This window comes from Candidatus Pyrohabitans sp. (genome assembly GCF_054014795.1).
Genome location: NZ_JBPMGE010000073.1, coordinates 1 through 23,562 on the forward strand (window position 1 = coordinate 1; position 23,562 = coordinate 23,562).

General features: G+C 49.3%; 27 protein-coding genes and 2 pseudogenes. 10 read left to right on the forward strand and 19 right to left on the reverse strand.

Annotated elements, in window-relative coordinates:
* Positions 1 to 576: pseudogene (locus ACXJJW_RS07580) on the forward strand (hypothetical protein); the annotation flags it as partial.
* On the opposite strand, the gene ACXJJW_RS07585 reads toward ACXJJW_RS07580, so the two are convergent.
* Together ACXJJW_RS07585 and ACXJJW_RS07590 are read right to left on the reverse strand one after the other, a co-directional pair.
* Positions 577 to 1,083 carry a PIN domain-containing protein gene (locus ACXJJW_RS07585; RefSeq protein WP_456475134.1) on the reverse strand — a complete coding sequence of 169 codons (507 nt, stop codon included), beginning with the start codon at positions 1,081 to 1,083 and terminating at the stop codon, positions 577 to 579.
* The gene (locus tag ACXJJW_RS07590) at positions 1,080 to 1,382 is read right to left on the reverse strand and encodes a UPF0175 family protein (RefSeq protein WP_456475135.1); all 303 of its coding nucleotides are present in this window, start codon (positions 1,380 to 1,382) and stop codon (positions 1,080 to 1,082) included. The genes ACXJJW_RS07585 and ACXJJW_RS07590 overlap by 4 nt, the downstream gene beginning before the upstream one ends.
* A gap of 339 nt (positions 1,383 to 1,721) precedes the next feature.
* Between ACXJJW_RS07590 and ACXJJW_RS07595 the strand changes: the two are divergent.
* Positions 1,722 to 1,829: pseudogene (locus ACXJJW_RS07595) on the forward strand (PIN domain-containing protein); the annotation flags it as partial.
* Positions 1,830 to 1,844: 15 nt separating this feature from the next.
* Here the strand turns inward: ACXJJW_RS07595 and ileS are convergent.
* The gene (gene ileS, locus ACXJJW_RS07600; protein WP_456475136.1) at positions 1,845 to 4,982 is read right to left on the reverse strand and encodes an isoleucine--tRNA ligase; all 3,138 of its coding nucleotides are present in this window, start codon (positions 4,980 to 4,982) and stop codon (positions 1,845 to 1,847) included.
* Positions 4,983 to 5,044: 62 nt separating this feature from the next.
* Between ileS and ACXJJW_RS07605 the strand changes: the two genes are divergently transcribed.
* From ACXJJW_RS07605 to ACXJJW_RS07625, 5 genes are all read left to right on the forward strand, one after another.
* Positions 5,045 to 5,431 (forward strand): DUF5830 family protein, encoded by a 387-nt coding sequence (locus ACXJJW_RS07605; protein ID WP_456475137.1) that lies wholly within the window; start codon positions 5,045 to 5,047, stop codon positions 5,429 to 5,431.
* Positions 5,432 to 5,463: 32 nt separating this feature from the next.
* Positions 5,464 to 6,660: a UTP--glucose-1-phosphate uridylyltransferase GalU gene (galU, locus tag ACXJJW_RS07610; protein ID WP_456475138.1), complete on the forward strand. Its 1,197-nt coding sequence runs from the start codon at positions 5,464 to 5,466 to the stop codon at positions 6,658 to 6,660.
* A gap of 339 nt (positions 6,661 to 6,999) precedes the next feature.
* Positions 7,000 to 7,203, forward strand: coding sequence for a hypothetical protein (locus ACXJJW_RS07615; RefSeq protein WP_456475139.1), 204 nt, complete (start codon positions 7,000 to 7,002; stop codon positions 7,201 to 7,203).
* Positions 7,204 to 7,239: 36 nt separating this feature from the next.
* A complete protein-coding gene (locus ACXJJW_RS07620; protein ID WP_456475140.1) occupies positions 7,240 to 8,169 on the forward strand; it encodes a helix-turn-helix transcriptional regulator in 930 nt (309 codons plus the stop codon).
* The gene (locus ACXJJW_RS07625; protein WP_456475141.1) at positions 8,166 to 8,528 is read left to right on the forward strand and encodes a response regulator; all 363 of its coding nucleotides are present in this window, start codon (positions 8,166 to 8,168) and stop codon (positions 8,526 to 8,528) included. The genes ACXJJW_RS07620 and ACXJJW_RS07625 overlap by 4 nt, the downstream gene beginning before the upstream one ends.
* Positions 8,529 to 8,605: 77 nt before the next feature.
* Here the strand turns inward: ACXJJW_RS07625 and ACXJJW_RS07630 are convergent, their stop codons facing one another.
* From ACXJJW_RS07630 to ACXJJW_RS07660, 7 genes are all read right to left on the reverse strand, one after another.
* A complete protein-coding gene (locus ACXJJW_RS07630) occupies positions 8,606 to 9,469 on the reverse strand; it encodes a DUF6997 domain-containing protein (RefSeq protein ID WP_456475142.1) in 864 nt (287 codons plus the stop codon).
* A gap of 261 nt (positions 9,470 to 9,730) precedes the next feature.
* Positions 9,731 to 10,390 carry a flagellin gene (locus tag ACXJJW_RS07635; protein WP_456475143.1) on the reverse strand — a complete coding sequence of 220 codons (660 nt, stop codon included), beginning with the start codon at positions 10,388 to 10,390 and terminating at the stop codon, positions 9,731 to 9,733.
* Positions 10,391 to 10,454: 64 nt separating this feature from the next.
* Positions 10,455 to 10,895 (reverse strand): archaellin family protein, encoded by a 441-nt coding sequence (locus tag ACXJJW_RS07640; RefSeq protein ID WP_456475144.1) that lies wholly within the window; start codon positions 10,893 to 10,895, stop codon positions 10,455 to 10,457.
* A 6-nt stretch (positions 10,896 to 10,901) separates the two neighbouring features.
* Positions 10,902 to 11,333 carry a hypothetical protein gene (locus tag ACXJJW_RS07645; protein ID WP_456475145.1) on the reverse strand — a complete coding sequence of 144 codons (432 nt, stop codon included), beginning with the start codon at positions 11,331 to 11,333 and terminating at the stop codon, positions 10,902 to 10,904.
* Between the two features lie 2 nt (positions 11,334 to 11,335).
* Positions 11,336 to 12,028 carry a hypothetical protein gene (locus tag ACXJJW_RS07650; protein WP_456475146.1) on the reverse strand — a complete coding sequence of 231 codons (693 nt, stop codon included), beginning with the start codon at positions 12,026 to 12,028 and terminating at the stop codon, positions 11,336 to 11,338.
* 6 nt (positions 12,029 to 12,034) lie between these two features.
* Complete coding sequence (locus ACXJJW_RS07655) at positions 12,035 to 12,940, reverse strand: FlaD/FlaE family flagellar protein (RefSeq protein ID WP_456475147.1); 906 nt, start codon at positions 12,938 to 12,940, stop codon at positions 12,035 to 12,037.
* The gene (locus ACXJJW_RS07660) at positions 12,933 to 13,511 is read right to left on the reverse strand and encodes a hypothetical protein (protein ID WP_456475148.1); all 579 of its coding nucleotides are present in this window, start codon (positions 13,509 to 13,511) and stop codon (positions 12,933 to 12,935) included. Before ACXJJW_RS07660 ends, ACXJJW_RS07655 begins: the two co-directional genes overlap by 8 nt.
* Positions 13,512 to 13,703: 192 nt before the next feature.
* On the opposite strand from ACXJJW_RS07660, the gene ACXJJW_RS07665 reads away from it, so the two are divergent.
* Positions 13,704 to 13,850: a hypothetical protein gene (locus ACXJJW_RS07665; RefSeq protein WP_456475149.1), complete on the forward strand. Its 147-nt coding sequence runs from the start codon at positions 13,704 to 13,706 to the stop codon at positions 13,848 to 13,850.
* 1 nt (position 13,851) lies between these two features.
* Here the strand turns inward: ACXJJW_RS07665 and ACXJJW_RS07670 are convergent, their stop codons facing one another.
* From ACXJJW_RS07670 to ACXJJW_RS07690, 5 genes are read right to left on the reverse strand one after another with little or no spacing between them, the layout of a single operon-like run.
* Complete coding sequence (locus tag ACXJJW_RS07670) at positions 13,852 to 14,337, reverse strand: chemotaxis protein CheD (protein WP_456475150.1); 486 nt, start codon at positions 14,335 to 14,337, stop codon at positions 13,852 to 13,854.
* Complete coding sequence (locus ACXJJW_RS07675; RefSeq protein ID WP_456475151.1) at positions 14,334 to 14,957, reverse strand: chemotaxis protein CheC; 624 nt, start codon at positions 14,955 to 14,957, stop codon at positions 14,334 to 14,336. The genes ACXJJW_RS07670 and ACXJJW_RS07675 overlap by 4 nt, the downstream gene beginning before the upstream one ends.
* 2 nt (positions 14,958 to 14,959) lie before the next feature.
* A complete protein-coding gene (locus ACXJJW_RS07680; protein ID WP_456475152.1) occupies positions 14,960 to 16,831 on the reverse strand; it encodes a chemotaxis protein CheA in 1,872 nt (623 codons plus the stop codon).
* Positions 16,832 to 16,854: 23 nt separating this feature from the next.
* Positions 16,855 to 17,211 (reverse strand): response regulator, encoded by a 357-nt coding sequence (locus tag ACXJJW_RS07685; RefSeq protein WP_456475153.1) that lies wholly within the window; start codon positions 17,209 to 17,211, stop codon positions 16,855 to 16,857.
* A 4-nt stretch (positions 17,212 to 17,215) separates the two neighbouring features.
* The gene (locus ACXJJW_RS07690; RefSeq protein WP_456475154.1) at positions 17,216 to 18,445 is read right to left on the reverse strand and encodes a PAS domain-containing sensor histidine kinase; all 1,230 of its coding nucleotides are present in this window, start codon (positions 18,443 to 18,445) and stop codon (positions 17,216 to 17,218) included.
* Between the two features lie 290 nt (positions 18,446 to 18,735).
* Between ACXJJW_RS07690 and ACXJJW_RS07695 the strand changes: the two genes are divergently transcribed.
* A complete protein-coding gene (locus ACXJJW_RS07695) occupies positions 18,736 to 19,149 on the forward strand; it encodes a response regulator transcription factor (protein ID WP_456475155.1) in 414 nt (137 codons plus the stop codon).
* Positions 19,109 to 20,221 carry a PAS domain-containing sensor histidine kinase gene (locus tag ACXJJW_RS07700; RefSeq protein WP_456475156.1) on the forward strand — a complete coding sequence of 371 codons (1,113 nt, stop codon included), beginning with the start codon at positions 19,109 to 19,111 and terminating at the stop codon, positions 20,219 to 20,221. Before ACXJJW_RS07695 ends, ACXJJW_RS07700 begins: the two co-directional genes overlap by 41 nt.
* Before the next feature lies 1 nt (position 20,222).
* Here ACXJJW_RS07700 and ACXJJW_RS07705 read toward each other — a convergent pair whose 3' ends face one another.
* From ACXJJW_RS07705 to ACXJJW_RS07720, 4 genes are all read right to left on the reverse strand, one after another.
* A complete protein-coding gene (locus tag ACXJJW_RS07705) occupies positions 20,223 to 21,569 on the reverse strand; it encodes a chemotaxis protein CheC (protein WP_456475157.1) in 1,347 nt (448 codons plus the stop codon).
* Complete coding sequence (locus tag ACXJJW_RS07710; RefSeq protein ID WP_456475158.1) at positions 21,566 to 22,084, reverse strand: hypothetical protein; 519 nt, start codon at positions 22,082 to 22,084, stop codon at positions 21,566 to 21,568. The genes ACXJJW_RS07705 and ACXJJW_RS07710 overlap by 4 nt, the downstream gene beginning before the upstream one ends.
* A gap of 2 nt (positions 22,085 to 22,086) precedes the next feature.
* Positions 22,087 to 22,782, reverse strand: a complete 696-nt coding sequence (locus tag ACXJJW_RS07715; protein ID WP_456475159.1) for a flagellin — start codon at positions 22,780 to 22,782, stop codon at positions 22,087 to 22,089.
* 89 nt (positions 22,783 to 22,871) lie between these two features.
* Entirely contained in the window at positions 22,872 to 23,528 is a 657-nt protein-coding gene (locus ACXJJW_RS07720) for a flagellin (RefSeq protein WP_456475160.1), read from the reverse strand.
* Positions 23,529 to 23,562 lie beyond the last annotated feature (34 nt).

A 23,562-nucleotide genomic window follows, 5' to 3' on the forward strand; every position in this document is an offset into this window, starting at 1 on the left:
GAGGCCCACTTCTTCATTGCCAATATCGCCGCGGTGGGCATGTTCCTTGGCTTTCCCGAGCGGGGCAGCCTCTTCATCCTCTCCTCACTGCTCTTCCTGGTGGGCTTCTACCTCTTTGCCTACAACCTCACGCGAACATACTTCAGCAAGGCCCATGGCCCAGAGGTTGAGACAGATATAAGCGCCAGATTCATGGCCTATGCCCTGGCCTTTGGCGTCGCAGGCGTCACTGCCGGCTTTACGAGTGCAACGCTTGGCTTCCCGGGGAGCTTCACCCATGTGCATCTAATCCTGGCGGGCTGGGTGGGCTTAACCATAGTGGGGGCGATGTACCACATCCTGCCCATGCTCACCTGGCTTGAGAAGTACAGCACGAAGGTGGGGCAGGAAGGCGTGCCTCTCATTCAGGATCTGTACAACAAAAGCCTTGCAAAGGCGCTCTTCATAACCCTGAACATCTCTCTGGCGCTCTTCGCCTTCAGCAGCCTTATGCCGGTGCTCAGCATCTTCGCCGTGCCTCTTGCGATAGCCTTCCTCGTGTTTGCAGTGGAGATGTTTCTGGTGCTGGAGAGGTAGCTACTTTTCCGCCAGCTTCCTGCCAAGCCTCACCGCCTCTATGTAAACCTCATCACTCATCCTGAAGTTGACCCTCACCAGTGCCTCGAGATGCTCAAGGTATCCCTCAAAGGTCATGGTCCCCTCTCTCAATGCTTTCAGCAGCACAAACAGAGTCCCCCTGGGCGTGAGCCCGACGACTTCTGCGGCAAGCCTTGCATGACTCTGGTCGATAAGTACCTGCCTGCATTTCAGCTTCAGGGCGAGGGATATCGCCTCAGCCTCACCCCTGTCGATGCCGTAATCTAAAAGCTTCTTCATCAGAGGAGCGTTCTCCACGCGTATCCAGCCCTCTTTAATCGCTTCCTCCACCAGCAGAGCATCCGCATAACCTTCCTCCTTACCTCTCACCACCACTTCCCTGTAAACTTCCCGCGGAATGTAAACCTCAGCGAAGAATTCCCTGAGCAGGTATAGCTTGTTCAGCCTAGCAAGGTATATAAGCGGAGTGGAGTTGCTCACAATCATTCTCTGGCAGCCTCGTAGTCCCTTCTGAGCTCCTCCACAGAGTACTGAAAGGGTACTCCCGCCTCAGCTGCAATCCGCATCATCTTTCTCAGAGATACTCCTGCCATTCGCGCCGCCCTTGCGAGGGTTATGTTCCCCTCCCTGTATTCCTTCAGAGCCCTCTCTATTCGCCACCTCTCTATGGCCTCGCTGAGGAGACGTCTTATGACTGCCGACTTGTCCAGCTTCTCCTCCCTGGCGATGCGGACAATCTCCCTGTCCATCTCATCAGGCACCCTTGTGGTTATTGTAACGCCCATTTATACCACCGCATTAAATTGCTATCATTTTAATACAAAGTTAACGGCGCCTATGATATTTCTATGGACTCCAACCCAAAAAAGAATTTGGAGAGTTCATAACGGCTGCCCAAGACCTAGCACCAATCATGTATTAGGTGTGAAAGGCAGGGTTAAAATAACCAATAAGAAAGATATACTGCGAATGGTAAATTTATTCTCAGGAATCGGTGGATACAAGGGAAAAATAACTGCATCCAAACTTGAAGAGTATGCCTAAATGTCTCATAGATTGAAGAATCTTTTTGAACCAAGAAATTATTATGGATTCTATAAGGCTTTCATGATTTCGGTCTTTTACCAAATGATTCACTCATAGTCGCCTGTTGTAGATATTATGGGGTGAATAAAATAGCCACCTTCGATGAAGATTTTCAAAAAGTCCCGGACTTGAAGATTATCCCATAGCTACTTTAAATCGCCTCACTCCACCTCACGAATCGAAATTTTAAACTCCTTTCCTGCGATTTTCCAGGTCTTTTCGTAGCCCTCGTGGGCAAGCTCTTCGCCTATTCTTAGCTCCTTGGAGCGCGTCTCCCTCGCAATGTACCCGCGCTGCGCTTCCAGGTAGTCGACGATTTCCCCGTCGGCGATGCTCACCCTCGTGGATATCCATGCGTCAACCGCCAGGTCAAGCTCCTTGCGCATCTCCTGTATCCTGCGCACCACCTCGCGGGCATAGCCCAGTTCCAGAATCTCCCTTGTCTTCGTGGCGTCTATGTAAACCTCGCCGTGTTCAAAGCTCGCCTTCGCCATATTCTCTGGCAGTTGCTTCCTGAACTCCACATGCTTTTCATTGATGAGCACCTCCTCCCCCTTTACTGTAAGCGGGTAGCCCTTTTCCACACCGGCGTAAAGCTTCCTTGCGTCCTCTCTCTTTATAGCCTCAGCCACATCCTTCGCAAGAGCCTTAAACTCCGGTCCAAGCGCCGCGAAGTTCGGCTCTGCCACAAGCTCAACCTCAGCAGGCTCCTCCCCCGGTGGGAGAATTACCAGCTCAAGAGTGTTGGCCTGCCTTTTTATCAGCTCCTCAAGGTGCTTCGCCGACCTCGCCGCCTTCTCGCTGGAAGGAGAGAATATCAGCCTGCGCACTGGCCATCGCCGTTTTACGCCAAGCCTCTCCCTGGCGCTCGCAGATGCCTCGACTGCACCCCGCGCAACACGCATATCATCCTCAAGTTCGCGGTCTATGTACTCTTCCCGGGGCGTGGGAAACCTTTCGAGGTGAACACTCTCCACGCCTATATTGAAGCCCGCCACCAGGTTCTGGTAAACCTCTTCACTAACGTGCGGCGCTATCGGTGCGAGAAGCTTCGCGAGGCTGCAGAGAATGCGGTAAAGCACAGAATAGGCCACAAGCTTGTCTATACTCTCCCTCTCCTCCCAGGTCCGCGGCCTAACAAGTGTGATGTACCACCTGCTCAGGTCCTCAACCACAAACTCGTTCAGGGTGCGGGTGGCCTTGTAGAGGTGCAGTGTGTCGAAGGCCTCGTTGACCTCCTTAATAACTGAGTTCATCCTGGAGAGAATCCACCTGTCCTCGCTGCGGCAGTGCTTTTGCAGGTCCCGCGGAATCTTCTCCGGCGTAAAACCGTCGAGGCTCATGTAGGTGGTGGCAAAGACGTAGACATTCCAGAGGATGTTGAACATCTTCGCCACAACCTTGACCTCCTCCCAGTTGAAGCGCAGGTCCTCCCAGGGTTTGTTTGCCCAGAGCACATAGAAGCGGAGTACGTCTGCGGAGAAACGCTCTATAACCTCCTCGGGCGTTACCACGTTGCCCAGACTCTTGCTCATCTTCTCCCCCTTCTCGTCCAGGGTGAAGCCGTGCATGAGCACCCTGCGATAGGGCACCTCATCGAAGGCGAGCAAACCGCAGCCCAGCTGGGAGTAGAACCATCCACGAGTCTGGTCGTGCCCCTCTGTTATAAAGTCCACAGGGTAGAGGGAGCGGAAGGGCTCTTCCTTTGCGGGATAGCCCAGCGACGCCCAGCCTGCGACGCCCGAGTCGAACCACACATCCAGCACGTCGCTCACCCTGCGCATCTCCCCTCCGCATTCGCACGCAAAGCTCACATCCACGTAGGGACGGTGAAGTTCCTTTACCTCGCCGGCACGCTCCTCCAGCTCGGCCTTTGAGGCAATAACCACAATGTTCCCGCAGCTGTTGCACTGCCACAGCGGGAGAGGTATCCCCCAGTAGCGCTGCCTTGAGATGGTCCAGTCCTTGGCATTGGAAATCCAGTCCTTAAAGCGGGCACTTCCTGCCCACTCGGGAATCCAGTCGACGCGCTCTATCTCGCTGAGCATCTTTTCCTTGAGCTCTGTAATCGCAACAAACCACTGCTCTGTTGCGCGGTAGATTATCGGCGACTTGCAGCGCCAGCAGTGACCGTAGCGATGCGTAATGTGCTCCGCCTTTAGCAGAGCACCCTTCTTGCTCAAATCCTGAATAATTACCCTGTCATCCTTTTTTGTTCTGTAGCCGGTGTACTTGCCGGCTATCTCGGTAAACTTCCCGCTCTCATTTACCGGGCATATCGCGGGTATCCCATAGCGCTTCGCCGCCTCGAAGTCCTCCGGGCCGTGTCCCGGGGCGCAGTGCACCAAACCGGTACCCTCCCCGAGAGTTACGAAATCAGCCAGAATAACCCTGTAGGCACTCTCAGGCGCCTCCACCTTTATGTAGTCCTTCAGCGGGTTCTCGTAGCGAAGCCCTTCAAGCTCCCTGCCCTTAAGCTCCTCAACCACGGTATAGTTGAGCCCGAATTTGTCTTCGAGCAGATCAACAAGCTCCTTCGCCACTATGAGCCTCCCCTGCTTGGTCTCCACCTTAACGTAGTCGAAGTCGGGATGTACGGCTACTGCCAGGTTGCCTATAAGCGTCCAGGGCGTGGTGGTCCAGATGAGCAGGTACTCATTCTCAGCTCCAACGACAGGAAACCTGACATAGATGCTCGGGTCAGTGCGCTCACTGTACTCTATTTCAGCCTCGGCGAGGGCGGTCTCGCAGCGCGGGCACCAGGTTACAACGCGCAGGTCGCGGGTGAGAAGACCCTTTTCATGGGCGCGCTTTATTGTCCACCACGCCGCCTCGATGTACTCATCCTTCAGCGTCATATACGGCGCTTCCCAGTCCATCCACACGCCTAGACGCCTGAACTGGGAGGTCATTATATCCACGTGGCGCAGAGCCCAGTTTCTGCACGCCTCGATGAAGGCTTCAACATTCTCCTCAATCTCCCGCTTGTTCTTTATTCCCATCTCTTTCTCTACCTTCACCTCGATGGGCAAACCATGGCAGTCCCAGCCAGGCTGGCGGCGTACATTGTAGCCGCGCATCGCAAGGTAGCGCAGTATTGCATCCTTCATTATCTTATTCCAGGCGGTGCCCAGATGAATCGCTCCGCTGGCATAGGGCGGACCATCCAGGAAGTAGTACTTGGGCTTACCCTCGAGCGCCTCTTTGCTCTTTTCATAAATCCTGTGCTCTTCCCAGAACTTCTGAATCTCCTCCTCAAGTCCTCTGAGGTCAAATCTTCGAGATGCAGGTGCTATCATGAGAATCCCTCGCTATATTAAGAGGTTATTTTATTAAGGGCAGGGAGAATATAAAGGTTAGGATGGCCGAGCCGAAAAGCGGTGAGAAAAAGGTGGAGCAGGCGCTCATGCTTCTCACCAGTGTGGGTGCAGAGAGCATAAGTGTAAAGGAGGCTGTGGAGATTGTGCAGCTTGTGACAACTGTGCCAGAGCTTGTGAGGAGAGCCATCACCACAGCTGAGAAGAGGGGCCTGGTTAAGAGGGAGGGCGGCAGACTGATAATCAGAGAACGGGTCCTAGGCCAAGGTAAACGCTATCCGGAGGTTAAACGCCTGGAGTGCGATGCACAATGCATTCGCTGCGGCAGGAGGATTTCCACCTGCTATTACCTTCTTGCGGCAGAATCTGAGCTTGGACCCCTAGGTAGCGAATGCATAAAGAGGCTGAGGCTTATAGCGCAAAGATTATAAGGCATTCTGAATTAAGATTATGCGGTGCTGCTATGCGTCTGAATGCAGAGGAGCTTGAGAAAAAGGGAAAGCTTGTGAAGAGGGATGAGCGCTACGAGGTGTATGACATAGAGATGGAGGACCTAGTGCTATCCCTTACGAAGCTCTTCCCGGGCAAGGCCACGTCGGGACACTACCACGAGGACAGCGAGGAGGTGTATCACTTCCTCAGCGGGAGGGGCAGGATCAAGCTGGGAGAGGAGATGTATGATGCCAGGGCGGGCGACATATTTACGGTGCCCAAGGACACCTTCCATCAGGTCATAAACCCAGGCGACGAGGTTCTGAAGTTTATAGCTGTGTTTGAAAAATATGAGGGCAGAGGGGCAAAACTCAAGGCGATAATCCCGGCCGCAGGCCATGGGACGCGCTTTCTGCCAATCACAAAGGCCCAGCCGAAGGAGATGCTGCCCGTTTTTGACAAACCAGTAATCCAGTATGTGGTTGAAGAGGCACTCGACGCAGGCATAGACAACCTTCTGATAATCACGGGCAGGGGGAAGCGTGCCATTGAGGACCACTTCGACCGTTCACCTGAGCTGGAACAGTTCCTCGAAAAGGCGGGTAAGCAGGAGTACCTTGAGGAGATAAGGAAGATAAGTGAGCTTGCGAACATAACCTATATCCGCCAGAAGGAAGCTCTCGGTCTGGGGCATGCGGTACTTTGCGCAAGAGAGTTTGTGGGCAACGCCTACTTTGCGGTGCTTCTGGGTGATGTGATAACAATGCCCAGCTGCCTGAAAGACATGCTGGAGCTGCACAAACGCTACCGCGCCAGTGTAATCGCCCTGCAGGAAGTGCCAAGGCAGGAGGTCAGCAAGTACGGCATTGCTCAGCTGGGCAAAAGCTTAGGCAATGGCGCCTATGAAATCGCAGATGTGGTGGAGAAGCCCTCGATGGAGGAGGCGCCCTCAAATCTCGCAATTACCGGCAGGTATGTTCTGAGCAGCAAGGTCTTCACCTATCTTGCGCAGGGTGAGCGCGGCTACGGCGGTGAAATTCAGCTCACCGACGCAATTCGCAGGTTAATTCAGGAGGACGAGCGCGTGGTGGGCTACATCTACCCGGGTAAGGTCTTCGATATAGGCAACAAGCTGGACTGGATTAAAAGCACCATAACCCTCTGTCTTGAGAGCGAGTTCAGAGAAGAAATGGAGAGGTTCCTAAAGAAACTGGGTTATGTCCACTGATTTTTGAGTATCGCATAATCAGGAACTTATGTGAATCTATGTTCAACAAAAGGGGGCATTATAAAAACCAATCCACAAGATTTATATATCATAATTGCTAACAATAATCTCCATATGATCCACAGGAAGCAAAGGTGGTATAGGGGCGAAGCGGTGGGCATGGAGATAAAGAGGTTTTGCCGGGGGGACGGCGGTGCTGTTTATAAGAGGAGACTTATGGCGTAAGTTTCGAAAGCTGAAAAGCAAAGTTTATGTAAGCTCGTACAGTAGGAATTACTCAAAAAGCAAAGGGGGGAGTGGGTTATGAAGTTATCTCTTCGCTGTCCAAAGTGCAACAGCATGAATATAGAAAGGGGGCACCAGGAGGTATTCCCCAGTACATTCATGAAAGATACCAAATATTCTATGATAAAGGCTCTTACTGGCTCCAAAGAATTCGAGATATATGCCTGCATGGATTGTGGATATGCTGAGTGGTACATCCAGGACAAATACCTGGAAGAAGAAACTCGGATACAGGCTATTGCAAGCTCTAAGGACTAGATTTCCATACCCCTTCGGAAGAAGGAGGTTGTAAGTGTGAGAAAGACCAAGAATATAAAGAAGAATGGGCCAATCTATATCCTTAACGACTTCTACGATAAGGGGAATGACCTTTATCTCTATGACTCACGGGAAGAGCGACGTTACTATGTGACAAAGTCATTTTTTCAGGCAGGTATGGACAGAAACAGGCTTTGTATCTATGCATTTCCCAAAGAACATGACAGATTTCAGATGAAGGACTTTTCAGGTGATGCATTTCATGAGATAGAACTTATAAGAGGAAATATAAAAATGCTGAAGGAAGAAGACCTGGATGCTTTCTATTCTGATTTCGGGGAACTCAGGGACTATGCAAAGGATAACGGGTATGAGGGCATCCACCTGAAGATCGACTTCGGGAGGGTGAGAGATGAGATAATGGGGGAGGTTATTGAGCTTGAAAAAAAGCTTCACAGCACGAATGGTGAGGTTCCCGTGGCCTCAATAAGCTCATACAACATGAATTTTCTCAGGCAGGAGGCTGTCAACAGTCTGACAAGGCTTCACGACAGGGTGATGATAACAACAGAAAAGGGAGAGACCTCAATAGCCTTTTTCCAGCAGCCAAAACCTGTGCATATACCGAGAATTGAGGTCATATCCTCAAAGATGATGGAGCAAAACGTCAAAAAGTCTCTTAAAATCATAATACTCTCCCTCCTGAAGCAGCAGCCCATGTGCGGGTTTGACATAATCAAAAGCCTTGTACACAACTTCAATGTGCTTCTGAGCCAGGGAACGGTGTATCCAATTCTCTACTCACTGGAGAAGGAGGGGTACCTGAGGACGGTTATAAAGTCGGATAACAAGACAAAGCTGTATGTTCCCACGGATCTGGCATACGAGTACATTGAGAGACAGATAAGGGAGTATATACAGGCTCAGGAGAAGATACTCACACTGATCGCGAGGGGATTGAGATGAAGATAATGGTGGTGGACGATGATGATATAATCATCCAGGCCATGAAGAACATCTTAACTCCAGAGGGCTTCACTGTTATTGGCGCAAGGAGCGGTGAGGAGTGTCTGCAGATACTTGAGAATGAGAGGCCAGCATACATTTTCATAGACATTCAGATGCCGGGTATGGACGGCTGGGAAACCCTGAGGGAGATTAAGAAGAGGGAGGAGCTTCGAGACATCCCGACTGCGATGCTCACCGCCCAGCCCCTGACAAAGGAGACCCTGGAGAAGGAGGGCATCTTCGCACTTGTGGATTATGTGGTCAAGCCCTTCACCAAGGGAGATATAATCGAGACGATGAAGCAGGTTTTTACCTGATTCCAATCATTTACTGCATTGTTTTGAAAATAGATTACTAGTAACTTCAACAACAGATCTTTTTCCTCTATTCATTTTTAACCCCGTTTTATACTCATCAAAGGCAAAATAAGGTGCGAATACCTTTTGGCCTCAAGTTCATCAATAGCTCTAAGTTCTATTCTTGGATCAGGAAATTCACATTCCACCACATGGTAGTGGATGCCATCAGACTCCTTAGAGACCTTAACATACACAGGGATAATAGGCATGTCTATAGGCACATTTTTTGCTAAAGCCAAGATTGGATACGCAAGTTTATGTTTAGCAAGTGAACTATAATTATTTCTACTTTTTGCTTCAATTATAAAAAGTGTCTCCTTGCCCGCTCTTTTTCCCACAAATAATGCATCTATTTCTACCTGTCCGTTGTTATGGGTTAATTCAACTGGAAAATTTGAGAAAGCCTTTAACTTGAAGGTAAAGGTAGACCTGCCAGTAGCTGGTGCCAGAGGTATCTCATCATCCTCTAAGCCTAAGGCATAACTAATCAATCCCGAAGCTAGCCCAAGGTTGACAAGTGATGTTTCGGTAAAAACGGGTAGCAGATTGTATCCAAAAAGCTGGCGCATACTCACGGTTGGTAAGAATGTCAAGCCTTCTTTGTCGGTAAATATTTCTCCGTCAAATAAAAAGAAATCTCTAAGACGGCCCTTAACCTTCACCAGTGCGAATTGGGTACCTGTACCATTTGGAGCTGAGCCTAAGCGTAGCACCATTGTGTCATTTAATTTCAGTTCAGGAGAAAGAAGCTCATAAGTATCAATAGAAATTACTGGAGCGGTTCGTACTGGCGGTAAATTATTCTCTTTCAAATAATCTTGAAAGGAAAAGGGTCCATATATCCCAGTGTCTTTATCTGAGAGGACTTCCAGAGCTGGTTTAAAAATATCTTTACCCATGCTTCTTACTTCCCATATTTCTCCTTTACATTACCTCGGCATATAAAAGATATATTCAGTAATCATCATACTGGGATTATTGTAAATAGCAATGTAACGTTACTATTACATTGTGATAGTGTATCTTTTCAATTGAGGCAATGGCTTAAATACCAGACCCTGCTTTTTCAGCAAGTTTGTGCTGACCAACTCCCTTTTCAAAGCTTCCAGTAGTTAAAGGCAGAAAAAATTAAATTCATTGTTTTTGGCAACACTCTGGAGCTACACCCAGTTTCTCACATAAACTGAGCGAATGCCGCTGGGTGAAACCCTGGAGATTTCGCTCATTGTCCCGCCAACAGGAAGTATTGTCAGTGTGAACTCCTTACTTCCTTCAAGGGGATATGCTTTACCCTTATTCTCTATCCAGAAGTGCAACTCAAGGTACTCGCCCTTCTCGAGCACATTGTTCTTATTCTGTTCAAACACCGGCACAACATAAAAATCAGCCACTCCATTTGCTATGCCAGAGCTGCTGTTTGTGCTGTCCTCTGCAAGGGCGAGATTGTTGGTAATGGTCGAGTTGTGCTTTATTCCACTTATGTACACATTCCCGGAGTAGTAGTTCAAAATTATGTCGTCATAGCTTATTTCAGAGCTCCCCGGCGCGAGAGTTGCCAGCACTATTATCTTTGTTATGTTTGGGCCGCCGTTGTTCCAGGTCTTATTGGCATAGGCATAACCGGTCAGGTCGACTATCTTGACATTCGTCGAGACCTCCTTTGTTGCCTCCTCGCCGGTGGCTCTGGCTTTTGACTGAAGTGTGCCGGTGGTCTTGAGGAGTACACCTGCAGTGATTGCAGCCACCATTACCATCGCTATAAACACTATCAGTGTTCCAATACCAATCTGTGCTCGGTTGTCTCTTGAAATCACCGGCATTATCCCCCATTTGAATCTGGTAGCTATATTATATAAACATTTTTTTTCCTATTCTGAAAATCGACTAAACATTGAAGTAATATTCGTCCCATACATCCATTTTTACCAGAGCTTTTACCGCATAGCGCCCTGAAGAAAGCTGTGTTATATTCACCTCAAGAACCTCATAGGGGTCCCACAGAGAATTCTGAATATTTGTGCTCCTGTTGATTATCTGCGTGCCCCTGATGGCGACCCTCTTGCCATCGAGGAATATTATAACGCTGTCTTTGGTTAACACCGTATTTCCTGCGTTCAGAATGTAGACAGAAGTGTTGTCGCTTCCGGGATAAACGTGAATTATATCTATCTCGGTATTCAGCCTTTCAGAGAGTAAGGAAGATTTCTGGGAGATTCCTGTCTTGACCACCTGTGAAGCGTCGCTGACTACATCAGCCACGCCAGCGGCGATTATAACTGCAGCGATGAAGAAGATTGCATGTGCAGCCGTGGTGCTGAATCCCATCTCCCGCTACCCCACTTTAAACCTGTACTCAGGAGTCCAGAGATTTCCGTTGAGCACTGCCACGTAGTTCCAGCCCTGGAGCAGGCTGACTGTAAGGTTTACCTCCACCACCTCATTCAGACCCCATAGCTCGCTACCTCTTGGATTTATCACCTCTATTGAGGCTGGTACCACCCACTCCCCGTTTATCCTCACCTTGCTCTGGTTTACGCTGAGGGGTATTGCGCCCATATTCTCCACATAGACCGAGAGGTTGTTCCCCTCTGCATTCACATGCACCACCTTTATTTCTCCAACAAGCTTCTCCTCAAGCTCCGAATTCTTTGCAAGAGCACTGCTCTCCATCTGGAATATCTGCATATTGAAACCTGCAACCAGACTTGCTGTCACAAGCACAACCCCTATGAAGAGGATAACCGAAGGCAAAGACTCTGACATGGCTAATCCCACACATAGTCATAGTTATCAGCCGGCAGCACATGGGTATGTGCCTTTGTCTCGCCCACGCGGTATTCATCCCAGACGCCATTCTTAACAATCACCTTCACGCTGCTCTGTATACTGCGCAGGGTTGTGATTTGTATCACATCCTCAGGCTTCCAGTAGAAGCTTTGAGAGGTATTGGTAACAACAAACTCCTTCACCGCCATTGTTATGTTGAACCAGCCAACAATGCCATAGAGCTGGTCAGGCTGGGGGGTAGAGGGATTGTATACCTGCGTGTCGTCCTGGGTTGTGAGGGTCAGGGGAGGGGTTGAGAGACTGTCGTGATACGCACCCTTGACCAGGTAGGTCTTGTTGACATAGCTCACATTGAAATACCCCAGGGCAGATATGCTGAAAGCATCGCTCGCGAGCCACACACCATCTATGGCGAGGGAGACATAGTCAGGGTCAAGGGTGGTGCTCCCTGTGTTCTCCACGTAGATCAGATTTTTTCCGCCGCTCGTACTTACATTCACAATCTCTATACTGGTACTCAACACCTCCATATCCCTTTTTGACTGCTCGCCAATGCCATCTGCGAGTGTTGTCAGATAACCTTCGGCGGTGCTGAGAAGCTCCACAGCCGCAGTTATGCCCACCATAAAGATTATAAGAAAGGCCGCGGCAGTGGCAAATCCCAGCTCCACCACCCCCTATCCCACAAGCTCCGACTCATCAAGCTGGCCTATCACCTCCGAGTATATGGTGGGGCTTACGTCCATTCCCTGGAGCTTGATTATGAAGAAGAGGGAGATGATGTGGTCGAGGGTAGTTAGCTTTCGCTTACCCCTGGATGCCTTCGTACCACTGAGGTCGCGGGAATACTTCAGTATATGGTCCCTGACCTCCCGCGTCAGCCATCCAACCTCCTCATAGAAGAGCAGAGTTTTTATCATTCCCTGGTAGCCCACCTTCTTTATAAGAAAGTCCAGCCACTTGAAGAGGAGGAGCAGCGAGTTGGGGTCGTTGTTTATCTGGGTGAGTTTCACCACCTCATCACTCGGCTTTATCTCAATCACCCCCCTCTCCACAACGCGCTCCTTGAGCATCTGCCCTCCTGAAGTGGCTGACACCACAGCCTTCTTCTCTCTGTCCTTTTCATGGTCGTTGCCATTCCCTGTATCAGCACCATTTTGATACCCTATGAAGGGGTTTATCTCATTGGTCACAAGCTCATAAACAGAAAGCAAACCCTCCATGCTGCTCTCGATCTTTGAAATCCTTTCATCAAAACCGCTGACGAGGTTTTCAATCTTTGCCACTGCATCGCTTACCTCTGAAATCCTCTCTTCAACCTGAGAAATGGCTTCCTGGGACACAGAAGGAGAGGGCTCAAAACTCTGCTCAGGAGGACTATCTCCGAAGGGCGGTGCATCGCCGTCGTCCATCTCGGACATGAAGGGAGGAATATCCTCGCTGTCGCTGTCTGTTTTCACCACCTCTCCAAAGGGCGGCAGCTCTGAGTCTTCATCCTCCAGCGCACTCTCATTCAGCTCGCCAAGGTCTATCTTCTTATCCTTCAATCCGAGAACCAGTCCTATGCTAAGCAATTCAAGCATCAATTTTTATCCCCTCTCTCTGCACACTTACCTGATTGACCGGGTGTTCCATTCTGAGAATTTCAACTTCCTTTTTGGTGGATTTCAGCTCCCTCTCCAGCTCCTTAATTCTTCTTCTCATATTTCTTATGTTTATCTCTTTGAGCACTCCCAGTCGATACCATCTTTCAATTTCCTTTGCTGCTATTGCAGGATTTTTGAAATTCTGAACACTCGACCTCCTGAACCACTCCTCCAGTTCTTTCAGACTGTAGAGGAGTTCTATATCTTCGCTGGGAAGGTTTATGCTGTGAACCTCGCCCAGCACAGGCTGCGAAATCTTCCTCTGTACAGGTATCGGATCGCTAACATTCATCCTGCCCTTCAGGATGGCACCGTAGGATATAAGGGCGATGGCAGCGAAGGCCACGTAAAGTATGAACCAGGTTGCCAGGGTGCCCTCCCTGTTTACCACAAGATTTACGGGCATCAGCATGATAAGCATACCCACAGTCGCCGTCATTGACCAGTACAGGCTCCAGACTACCTTGTTCTTCCTTTTTATATAGCCTTCAAGTTCCTTTATTAACACGTCATCTAGCGCGGTCTGGATTATTTACATCCCCCCATGTTATAATAACCCCCTTTTTCTATCTATTTAAAGGTTATTTTTCGGGAAGTGAAGCAGAGAGAAAAAATAGAGCAGGAACTTTCACACCTTTTTTCGTTTTTCGAAACTAAATATATATCTATTATTATTGACAATTTGAAAGAAGGTGTTAAAATGTGGAGCTGTCCTGTTTGCGGGTCGATGGAGTTTATTATAACTCCCAACGGCGGCAAGGTGCAGAAGATACGCTGCACCGCATGTGAACGCACCTTTGTGCTTGAGGAGCCTCTACCCCTGGGTGGATACTGCAAAAACTGGTAGTCTATAGTTCCCTGAATCCTCTTTTTGCGGTTTTCACCAGAAGTCTGCCGGAAGAGGTGTCAAATTCCAGGGTTCTCCCGGCACTTCCACCCGTATCCTCGGCAACTATCTTTATATTTTCATCACTAAGGACATTCTTCACTGCAAGAACATTTTTCTTTCCGATATAATCATCTGACTTAAAAGAGAACATCTTGGCCCCACCTGCTATCTTTGCAACAATTCTGGGTTTTGCTGCTCCGAGGTCCAGCATCTTATCAATCGCCATCGGAATGGCGGTATCCACATACTTCGCCTTGTTCTTTATGGGACGAAAATTCCTGCTGCTGGGCAGCATCACATGAGCCAGGGAACCCACCTTTGATGAAGAATCGAAGAGAGCAACCCCCACGCACGAGCCGAGCCCAATACTCACAAGCTTCGCTGGCTCTGTCGCCACCTTCAAATCTGCAATACCCACAACAATTACCGGTTCTGTCGCCCTCAAGCAACCATCCCCACCTTCTCCCTCAAAAGGGAAATTATCCTGTCAAGAGACTCGGGCTCTGGCATCAGGAATATTTTCCCGGCTATGTGCTTCTGGTGGAACATAAATCTGGTTTTGAACAGTATCGCATCATCCGTCTTCTGCGCCTGCTCAACCATAATAAAGTCCAGAATGGCCATGCCCATGTCAACCGCCAGAGCGGGCGGCGCTGGCAATATCTTCAGCTCCAGAAAGTCAGAAAGTGCATTTGAGAAGTGAGAGGCCATTATGTTGCCCACCTCCTGTATAACAGACACCTCCATATCAGAGAGCTCCTCTGATTCAGGGGGCATGCCTGTTATCTGGGCCACAAGCTCCAGCGCAGAAGTTATGTCGAGGAGCATCAGTATAACCCCATCTATATCGCCATGAAGCTCCACATATACCCCCGCAACAAGTTCCTCCACGCCCTCAGTGGCAAGCAGCTCTTCCACTGGCTTAATCTCAAGCGCGGGTACATCTATCTCCACCTTTGTATTTGTCATATCTGCAAGGGAATTTGCGGCGTGACTTGCGCCCATACTCCCCACTTCAAGAAGCATGTCCCTCTCCAGCTGGGTTAACGAAGCTACCTTTACCATTCTCAAACCTCCAGAGATGCTATGTCAAGAATTAGCGAGACCCTGCCATCGCCCATTATGGTGGAGCCTGCAAACCCGTGCACATTTCTCAGCTTTCCATCCAGGCTCTTTATCACTATCTCCTGCTGTCCTATGAGCTCATCAACCGCGAGGCCTATAAGGTTGCCTCCCTTCTCCACTATTACAACAGGGTGATTGGGCTTATTGTTGGCTATTTCGGCCTTGCCGAAAAGAGAGAGAAGATCAAAAACAGGCACAATCTTACCTCTGAGCTGAATAACATCCTGCCCCATTACACTGCTTACATCCCCTGCTCTGACATTCAGAATCTCATTCACATTGTTCAGGGGGATCGCGTATATCCTTCCACCCGCAGATATGAGCAGCGCCTTTGTTATCGCCAGCGTGAGAGGCAGCTTGAGCACAAATCTGGTGCCCCTGTCCACCTCTGATTCCAGCTTCACCGTACCCCCGAGGGCGAGTATCTTGTTCCTCACCACATCCAGCCCAACGCCTCTGCCTGAGATATCTGTTACCTCTCGGGCAGAGCTGAAGCCAGGGGTAAATATCAGCATCCTTGCCTCTTCATCCGACATCTTTTCTGCTTCGTTCTCGCTGAACATCCCCTTCTCCACGGCGATTCTCTTTATCTTCTCAGGGTCTATACCGCGTCCGTCATCCTCTACGATTATCTCAACGTGGTCCTTGACCCTTCTCGCCCTGAGCTGAACCCTTCCCTTCTCATCCTTTCCATTTCTCACCCTCTCCTCCGGTGCCTCTATGCCGTGGTCTATGCAGTTCCTCAGGAGATGCACCAGGGGGTCGCCTATCTCGTCGAGCACTGTACGGTCAAGCTCTATATCCTTGCCCTTAATCACAAAATCAACCTGCTTGCCCTCCTTCTTGGCAAGGTCCCGGACCATCCTTGGGAACCTGTCAAAGACGTACCTCACCTCCACCATCCGCATCTCCTGCACCTCTTCCTGCAGGCTGGTGGTGAGCTTGTCGATGTATGTCAGGGTTTCATTCAGCTCATCAATTGCATACTTCTTTTTAATCTGGAAGAGCCGGCTCTTACTTATCACAAGCTCCCCAACCAGGTTCATCAGAGCATCCAGGCGCTCTATTGGCACGCGCACCGTCTGCACACTCTTTATATCTCCCCCGCTCTTTGCTTTATCCTCTTTTGCAGACGACGCCTCACCTGAATGAATCTTAAGGCTGCTCAGCTCACTCACTTTTTTAAGACGAGCCCTTATCTCCTCATCGTTCGCGCTAGTCTTTAAAAATATTGAGAAACTATGGTCGAAGTCGCCGTCTTCCAGTTTCTCCTCATCAGGGATGCACTTTACAACCTCTCCCAGCTCCTTGAGTTCTCTGAAGGCCATATACGCCCTGACAGACTTAAGGGTGCAGTCCTTGTCCAGCTCTATATCAATCCTCTTAACACCCTCACCCGGCTTCTCCACCTTTCCCTTCCTCTCCACTGTACCTCTCTCTTTCTCCCCCGTGCCTGTAAATTTACCCAGCTTCCGGCTGACCTCCTCTGCATTGATATTCTCCTCATCGCTGCTGGAGAGCGAATCCAGCGCCGATTCAAGTATGTCCACCGCCTCAAATAGAACATCTATAACCTCGGAGGTTATTTCAACTTCACCATTCCTGAGCGCATCGAGAAGGTTTTCCATATCATGAGTTATCCTGGCAATGCCCTCATAACCCATCGTGGCGGACATGCCCTTGAGGGTATGCGCCGCCCTGAATATCTCCCCTATAACCTCCTGGTTGCCCTTCTCCAGCTCCAGAAGCCCCTGAGTCAGAGAATTCAGATGTTCCATCGACTCGCTTATAAACACGTCCTTGTAGCTCTCCATGGACCCCTCCCCTTGTCTTGAAGCTAGCAGAGCTTGTCAATTACCTCAAGCACCTTGTTCTCCTTGAAGGGCTTTACAATAAAATCCCTTGCCCCTGCTTCAAGCGCCTCCCTAACCATCGCCTCCTGTCCAAGGGCACTTACCATAACTATCTTCGCCTCTGGGTCATGTGATACAATCTTCCGCACCGCCTCTATTCCATTCACTTCAGGCATTATTATGTCCATGGTCACCACGTCTGGCTTGAGTTCCGTATATTTTTTAAAGCCTTCGGCGCCATTCTGAGCTTCGCCCACTATCTGATGTCCATTTTTCCCCAGAATATTCTTCAGCACCATTCTCATAAAGGCTGCGTCGTCCACAATCAGCACCTTTGCCATGCCCTCACCTCCTCCTGTTTACTGGAAGAATGACACTGAACCTGCATCCCTCACTCTGCCCCTTCTCAATCCTTATACTGCCCCTGTGAATCTCTATTATCTTCTTGGCAAGTGTTAAGCCCAGCCCTATTCCAGGATACTTTCGCGACGTAGAGGAGTCTTCCTGATAAAAGGGCTCAAAAATCCTTTCCATGTTCTCTTCCGAGATGCCTATACCTGTATCCTCCACTGCTATCTCCACCACCCCATCTCTTGCTGATGTGTTCACCCGGACCCATCCTCCTCGCCTGTTAAACTTTATGGCATTGTCAATTATCTGCTCCAGGGCATATGTTAAATACGAAGGGTCTACTTCAACCTCCGGGAGCTCACGGAGCTCCATCTCAACCCTCACCCCATTCTGCAGGGCAAGGGGGAGCTTTTCCTTCACAGCCTGCTGAACCAGGGGCAATATGTTCCTTCTCTTGAACACAAGGGTCATAACGCCACGACGAATCTTTGATAACTCAAGCATCCCATCTATTATCCTGTTCTGGCGCAGGAGGTTTCTCTTTGCCATGAACATGAGTTCCTTCCTCTTCCCAGCATCCTCCTCCTCCAGCGCAAGGTCTATACACCCCATGGAAATTGTCAGAGGAGTTTTAAGCTCATGGGAAACAATGGCGAGGATGTCGCTTGCAACACCTTCAAGGTCCCTCAACCTTCTGTTGGTATTGAGAAGCCTGTAATATGACCTTATCAGCTCTGATTTAAGCCGCCCTATTACATCAGAAAAATCCACTATTGCCACGAGGACTTTTTTTATATCTCCCTCAGAATCCTTGAGTGGATAAAAGGTAAACATATAGGGCATCGGCAGGTGATTGCAGGGGTGCTCATCCACTGCATCTCGGGGCTCACCCGAGGTAATGGTCTCGAGAACCGGACAGGAGTTCGATGAAGCTGTGCAGTGGAACACCTTCCTGCAGGAAGAGCCGATTACGTCTTCCATCGACATCTCCACAAGCCTCAGGAACTCATCATTGCACGAGCATATATGCTGCTTGCTGTCTATCTCAGCTATGGCAATTCCCATGCTATTATCCTCAAAACCCGCCCTGAGTTCGCTGCCATTCCGGGTAACAACGTTCGAGTATGCTGCTACTGAATACCGGGTAATGTAGTCTCCTCTTCCCATGGTCCACTCATCCCTGGTTTTAAAGAGGTGACCTGCACACTTGTTCTTCCAGCTCATATGTTATGGTCTGACCTCTGGCGCTGTAATAGACGATCCTACCCTCCACAATCTCAAAGGCGTCGTATCGCATTCTTATTACCCCCAACACTATGCTTTTCAATATTCTAAATAAAGTTTATTTTTCGAGACCTGAACAAAGGCATCAATCCCTGTTTCGAATGCTGAAAAGTTAAGTTAATAAAAAAGTTAGGTTAATAGGACAATTATGTAATCCAGAGGTTAGCTTAATGATGTAGTTAATATTACAATGCTACTGTTAGAAACTTATAACTGGGAGGAGTGAAAATTTGAAAAAAGTCTTGGTCGTTGACGACGAGGAAGAGATAACTCGCCTGGTGAAAAAGTTCCTGGAGTCTGAGGGTCTTGAGGTAGTTACCGCTAACTCTGGACAGGAAGCCATCTCCATTCTCGAAACTTTTACTCCTGACTTTATATTTCTCGACCTCTTTATGCCGGAGATGTCGGGCTGGGATGTGCTCAGAGAGATAAGAAAGAGACTGAAGCGCGTGCCTGTGGCCATGCTCACAGTTCAGCCACTTTACGAATCAATCGACAGGGAGGAAGTGGAAGATATAGTTGACTACATAACAAAACCCTTTGACAGGGCGGATTTGCTGGAAACCCTTAAGCAGATTCCAGGGTTTCTCGTGGGGAGGGACGATGCCGGAAATTCCCAGGACGCTGGCGGAAAGGATAGTTGAGCTGTCGGCAGATGCGGTACTCCTTCTGAATTCTAAAGGGGAGGTGGTCTACTCCATGTGCAGCCCTTCTTTCAGCTTCAGCAGCAAAATTCGGGGAAGACCTCTCCTTGAGCTCTGGCTGCCTGAACTCCGGCAGGAGGGAGAAAAACTTATCCGCGAAGCCAGAAAGGGCAGGGTGCTTAAAGATAGGGTAACTGGATGGACATCCCCTGCAAGGGAACCGATGGTTGTAAGCCTGTCCATGGGACCCCTGGATAAGAAAAATCCTGAAAGAGGTGTGGTTGTAATTGTCAGGGATATAACCAGAGAGGCGGAGGCAGAGGAAAAGGTAAGCAGGTATATACGCGAGCTTGTGGAGTATGTTAAGCATGTGGAAAGGTCAAATCAACTTAAAGATACCTTCGCAGACATAATGCGGCATGACCTGCTAAACCCCCTATCTGCCATTAAAAGTGTGGTTTCCACAGGCAGTGTTGGAGAGGAGGGTATTGAGCTGATAAACAAGAGTGTGAACAGGATAGAGAAGATAGTTTCCACCTTCTCCAGGTATGCCCTCCTGCATAGCCTCGAAGAACTCGATTTCCATAAGGAAAACCTCGCCAGGGTGCTGGATGAGGTGGTGGATACTCTGACACCTGCTGCTGAAGAGAAGGGAATTCGTATCATGAAAAAGTACCCCTCCAGGATAAATGCACACTTCAGCCACTTTCTGGAAGAGGCAGTAGTCAATCTGCTCTCAAATGCGATAAAGTTCAGTGACCCCGGTGATGTGGTAACCCTGGAAGTCACAGTGAAAGAAGACCACCTTAATATAATGGTAAAGGACCAGGGTATAGGTGTCCCTGACAGGTATAAGAAGAGCATATTTGAGCGTTTCGTGAGGGGTAAAAAGGAGGGCATCCTGGGCTCAGGGCTCGGGCTTGCAATTGTGAAGCGCATCGCAGAACTTCACAATGGCAGGGTCTGGGTGGAGGACAACCTTGTGGAGTGCCAAGACAAATCCGGCAGGGTGTTCCAGAAAAAGCAGGGAAGTATCTTTGTGCTCAGAATACCCAGGGGCAGGAAAAAGTGAGCTACATCTCCCAGGGAGCTTTCTCTCCGGGTTCTGATGCGTGCTCCTTTCGGCTTTTTATCTTCGCTTCTATCTCTGCGATGTCGTCCCAGCCCTCGATGTTCTCCTCCTTTGCGGGATAGGCATTTCTCGCAAATGTTAGAAACACTTCACCCAGAGGTGTCATCTCAAACTCCTTGCCTTTGCTCTGCACAATCCCATAGTACTCCAGCACCTTCAGCGCCTCATTAACCTCCTCTCTCGGCAGGTCACTTTTCTGCACAAGCTCCTGAAGCTGCGTATATCCCTTTTCAAGAAGACCAAGAAGCACAATATCGCTCGCCGTTGGAAGTGCTGAGAAGGCATCTATCTGCTCAAGCTCAATCCTATGTACACACGCATCACCACCAGAGTTTCTGCACTCAATCTCCTCTATGGTAACCCCTATGCCCAAGTTCTCCATGAAGAACCTGCCCACCGCTGTTGAAGTCGTGTGGCATGCCCCACCCGGCACCATTGCGCAGATGTGACAGCCCTCCACACGCAGGTGATAGGTGAGCGGGGCTTCGAGATGTAAAGACACCTTCTCACCTATTCCAACTTGCACAAGCATCCTCTCAAGCAGAGCCTTCAGCCTGTCGACCTCAAAGTCCCCCCTGGCGGAGGAGCGCAGAAATGCTCTCTTCGCAGCAACCGGCACCCTCACATTTTCAAGGAAGTCATTGACCCTATCCTCAACCTCAAATACTTTCTCAAAGCCTCCCAGCAGCTCTGAGAAGGGCAGCGATTCGCCTTCAAATCCCTGAAGCTCAACATTCATTATCCTCTGGATATCCTCAGCGTTCAGATAGAAAAACAGATGGCAGTAGGTGAAATCAGAATCCTGCAGGGCGGTATTGAAGAAGAGCACCCCATTATTACCTACACCAAGAGCCGAAAAAAGCTCCTGAATTGAACTAATTCTACCAGAGTCAAGCTCGGGAGATGAGATTTTCACCTCCACACCAAAAAAGTCAGAGACCGCCTCCACAAAAGAACCCGCCATCTTCCTGCCCACTTCCTGGAGCACGTCATCAAGCTCTTTGACGGAGCCGGGGTTTCCTATGCTACAACCCACTCTCATTGCGCCCTTAATCGGGAAAAAGAGAAGGATGGTACCTGTTATATCATCTCCAAAGGTATAGGCACTGACAATCACACCCTCCTCACCCACACATTCAACCACGTCCTCCCCTGCGATTACATCTATCACCGGTGGCGTTATTTCCACCTTCGCACCCAGTATCTCGGAGAGAGAGCTTGCAGAATGGCTGGAACCTATATTTCCAACCTCCTTCAATGCATCCTTGGCAAAACCGGTGAGGTTCACTTGTAACCCTCCTCCATCATGATGAGTTTTCCCTTCTCTGTGAGGATCCCGGCCTCTGTACATATACCCTCCCGCTTGAACTCATCCAGAATACTCACTATCTCATCGTAGTCACGCTTGACGAGGGGCATTATATTTTCAGGTCTCCTCACCCCATGGTAAAGTGCCTTGAGCACCAGCCTTTTGGCGTCGGTAAATTTAATAGCGCCCACAGTGTCGCTGGCGGTGGGAAGTACACTCATTAAAGCATTATATAAAGAATATACCTTAGGCTTCCTGCCACCTATAAAGGTCCTGGTGTTGTCAATGACCATCACCATAACCGAGTTACCGGCGGAGGCATCCTTTATCTCAGAAATGCTCACGTGGTCATTGGGTATCTTTTTCCAGCCCTTATCTGTCTTAATCCACACATTCAAATCTGTCGATGCAAGGACGGTCTTCTTCCATTCTTTGAAATTAGTTGAGAAGTAGACATCCTTTACTTTAAAGAGAAGCTTCTCCTGCGCAGCCATGATTAGCCCCACTCAGAGATGTACTTCTTGCCAAAAGAGCTGGGTGCTGTCTTCTTGACACTGGTTGTCTGACCGGCCTTGGGCTGGAGGATTATTGTAAACTTCTGACCAGGTGAAATGGGCAGGTCACTGCCTGTAGTGTCCTCAATCCAGTATACTATCTCAATTATCTCACTCTGCTCCAGCACAGCGTTGGGGTTCTGGGGATTCTTGTCCTTTATCCTTCTTATGTAAAACTGGGACACATCGGTATCATTACCGCTAGCAACGTTCTCGGCCTTTGAAATCTCCTCTGTGAGGTTGATAATACCCTTGGATGCATTGCTGCTCCCTGTGCCGTTGAATTTTATGCCCACAATGTAGTTGTTACCAGAGTGATACCCGAGCACTATATCACTGTACCTTACATCACCACTGCCTGCGGCTAGTTGTACACGCAATATCACAGCGTTTATCTCCTCCACGGATGTGTCGTTCACGTAGCCAATCACACCCATAATCTTTATGTTAGTCGAAACCTCCTTTGTGGCCTGCTCACCCGTCACGGTGGCCTTCTGCTGAAGTCCACCAGAGGTGCGCAGAAGGACACCTGCCGCCACTGCTGCAACAAGTATCATTGCTATAAAGATTATAAGCGTGCCAATGCCCACCTGGGCCTTACAACAAGCTCGCAACTTACGCCCCATTTTATCGCCCACCTATACTGTGACCGGATGAGAATTATAAAGGTTATTTTTTGAAATTCGAAAATTAAATAAAAAAAATAGAGAAGGGAAGTAATTTTTCTCTATCCCCACTCTGTGGTATACTTCTGGTTGATAACACTTGGTGCTGTCTTCTTGATCGTCGTGGTCTGGCCCGCCTTTGGCTGTACTGTCATGATGAACTCGTCGTCTGCATCAAGGGGTACGTCTGTGCCGTCGTTCTTCTCAATCCAGTAGAGAATCTCTATTATCTCTCCGGGTTCGAGAACAGTGTTCTCACTTCCGCTACTATCCTTGTCCTTGAGTCTGCGAATGTAGAACTGCGCCTTGTCATAGTCTGTGCCCGCAGTGATATTGCCGTTTTCTATACCGGTGGCAATTCCTGTGGTGCTGTTGTAAGAGTACAGGCTTGCGCTCAGCGTCTTTGTGTTGTTGTAGGCGATACCGCTGACATAGGTGTTACCCTCCTGGTAGGTGAGCACTATGTCGCTGTACTTCACATCACCGCTGCCGGAGGCAAGCTGTGCCGTGAGGATAATCGCCCTTATCTGCTTGCTGCTAGAGGTGTCGTTGCTGTAGCCTACGACGTTGGTCACCTTTATATTAGTCGAAACCTCCTTTGTGGCCTGCTCACCCGTCACAGTGGCCTTCTGCTGAAGTCCACCAGACGTCTTGAGCAGGACGCCCGCTGCTACCGCCGCCACGAGAATCATCGCTATGAAGATTATCAGAGTGCCAATGCCAACCTGTGCCCTGCGGTCCCTGAGAAATTTA

Coding starts and splice junctions, on each gene's coding strand:
- ACXJJW_RS07630 (WP_456475142.1), bottom strand. CDS start 9,469: ATGGGTAAAGATATTTTTAAACCAGCTCTGGAAGTCCTCTCAGATAAA.
- ACXJJW_RS07635 (WP_456475143.1), bottom strand. CDS start 10,390: ATGCCGGTGATTTCAAGAGACAACCGAGCACAGATTGGTATTGGAACA.
- ACXJJW_RS07685 (WP_456475153.1), bottom strand. CDS start 17,211: ATGGCAAAGGTGCTGATTGTGGACGACGCAGCCTTTATGAGAATGGTG.
- ACXJJW_RS07615 (WP_456475139.1), top strand. CDS start 7,000: ATGAATATAGAAAGGGGGCACCAGGAGGTATTCCCCAGTACATTCATG.
- ACXJJW_RS07675 (WP_456475151.1), bottom strand. CDS start 14,957: ATGGTAAAGGTAGCTTCGTTAACCCAGCTGGAGAGGGACATGCTTCTT.
- ACXJJW_RS07680 (WP_456475152.1), bottom strand. CDS start 16,831: ATGGAGAGCTACAAGGACGTGTTTATAAGCGAGTCGATGGAACATCTG.
- ACXJJW_RS07640 (WP_456475144.1), bottom strand. CDS start 10,895: ATGGGATTCAGCACCACGGCTGCACATGCAATCTTCTTCATCGCTGCA.
- ACXJJW_RS07585 (WP_456475134.1), bottom strand. CDS start 1,083: ATGATTGTGAGCAACTCCACTCCGCTTATATACCTTGCTAGGCTGAAC.
- galU (WP_456475138.1), top strand. CDS start 5,464: ATGCGTCTGAATGCAGAGGAGCTTGAGAAAAAGGGAAAGCTTGTGAAG.
- ACXJJW_RS07690 (WP_456475154.1), bottom strand. CDS start 18,445: ATGAGCTGGAAGAACAAGTGTGCAGGTCACCTCTTTAAAACCAGGGAT.
- ileS (WP_456475136.1), bottom strand. CDS start 4,982: ATGATAGCACCTGCATCTCGAAGATTTGACCTCAGAGGACTTGAGGAG.
- ACXJJW_RS07655 (WP_456475147.1), bottom strand. CDS start 12,940: ATGCTTGAATTGCTTAGCATAGGACTGGTTCTCGGATTGAAGGATAAG.
- ACXJJW_RS07710 (WP_456475158.1), bottom strand. CDS start 22,084: ATGGCTGCGCAGGAGAAGCTTCTCTTTAAAGTAAAGGATGTCTACTTC.
- ACXJJW_RS07590 (WP_456475135.1), bottom strand. CDS start 1,382: ATGGGCGTTACAATAACCACAAGGGTGCCTGATGAGATGGACAGGGAG.
- ACXJJW_RS07665 (WP_456475149.1), top strand. CDS start 13,704: ATGTGGAGCTGTCCTGTTTGCGGGTCGATGGAGTTTATTATAACTCCC.
- ACXJJW_RS07605 (WP_456475137.1), top strand. CDS start 5,045: ATGGCCGAGCCGAAAAGCGGTGAGAAAAAGGTGGAGCAGGCGCTCATG.
- ACXJJW_RS07625 (WP_456475141.1), top strand. CDS start 8,166: ATGAAGATAATGGTGGTGGACGATGATGATATAATCATCCAGGCCATG.
- ACXJJW_RS07645 (WP_456475145.1), bottom strand. CDS start 11,333: ATGTCAGAGTCTTTGCCTTCGGTTATCCTCTTCATAGGGGTTGTGCTT.
- ACXJJW_RS07700 (WP_456475156.1), top strand. CDS start 19,109: ATGCCGGAAATTCCCAGGACGCTGGCGGAAAGGATAGTTGAGCTGTCG.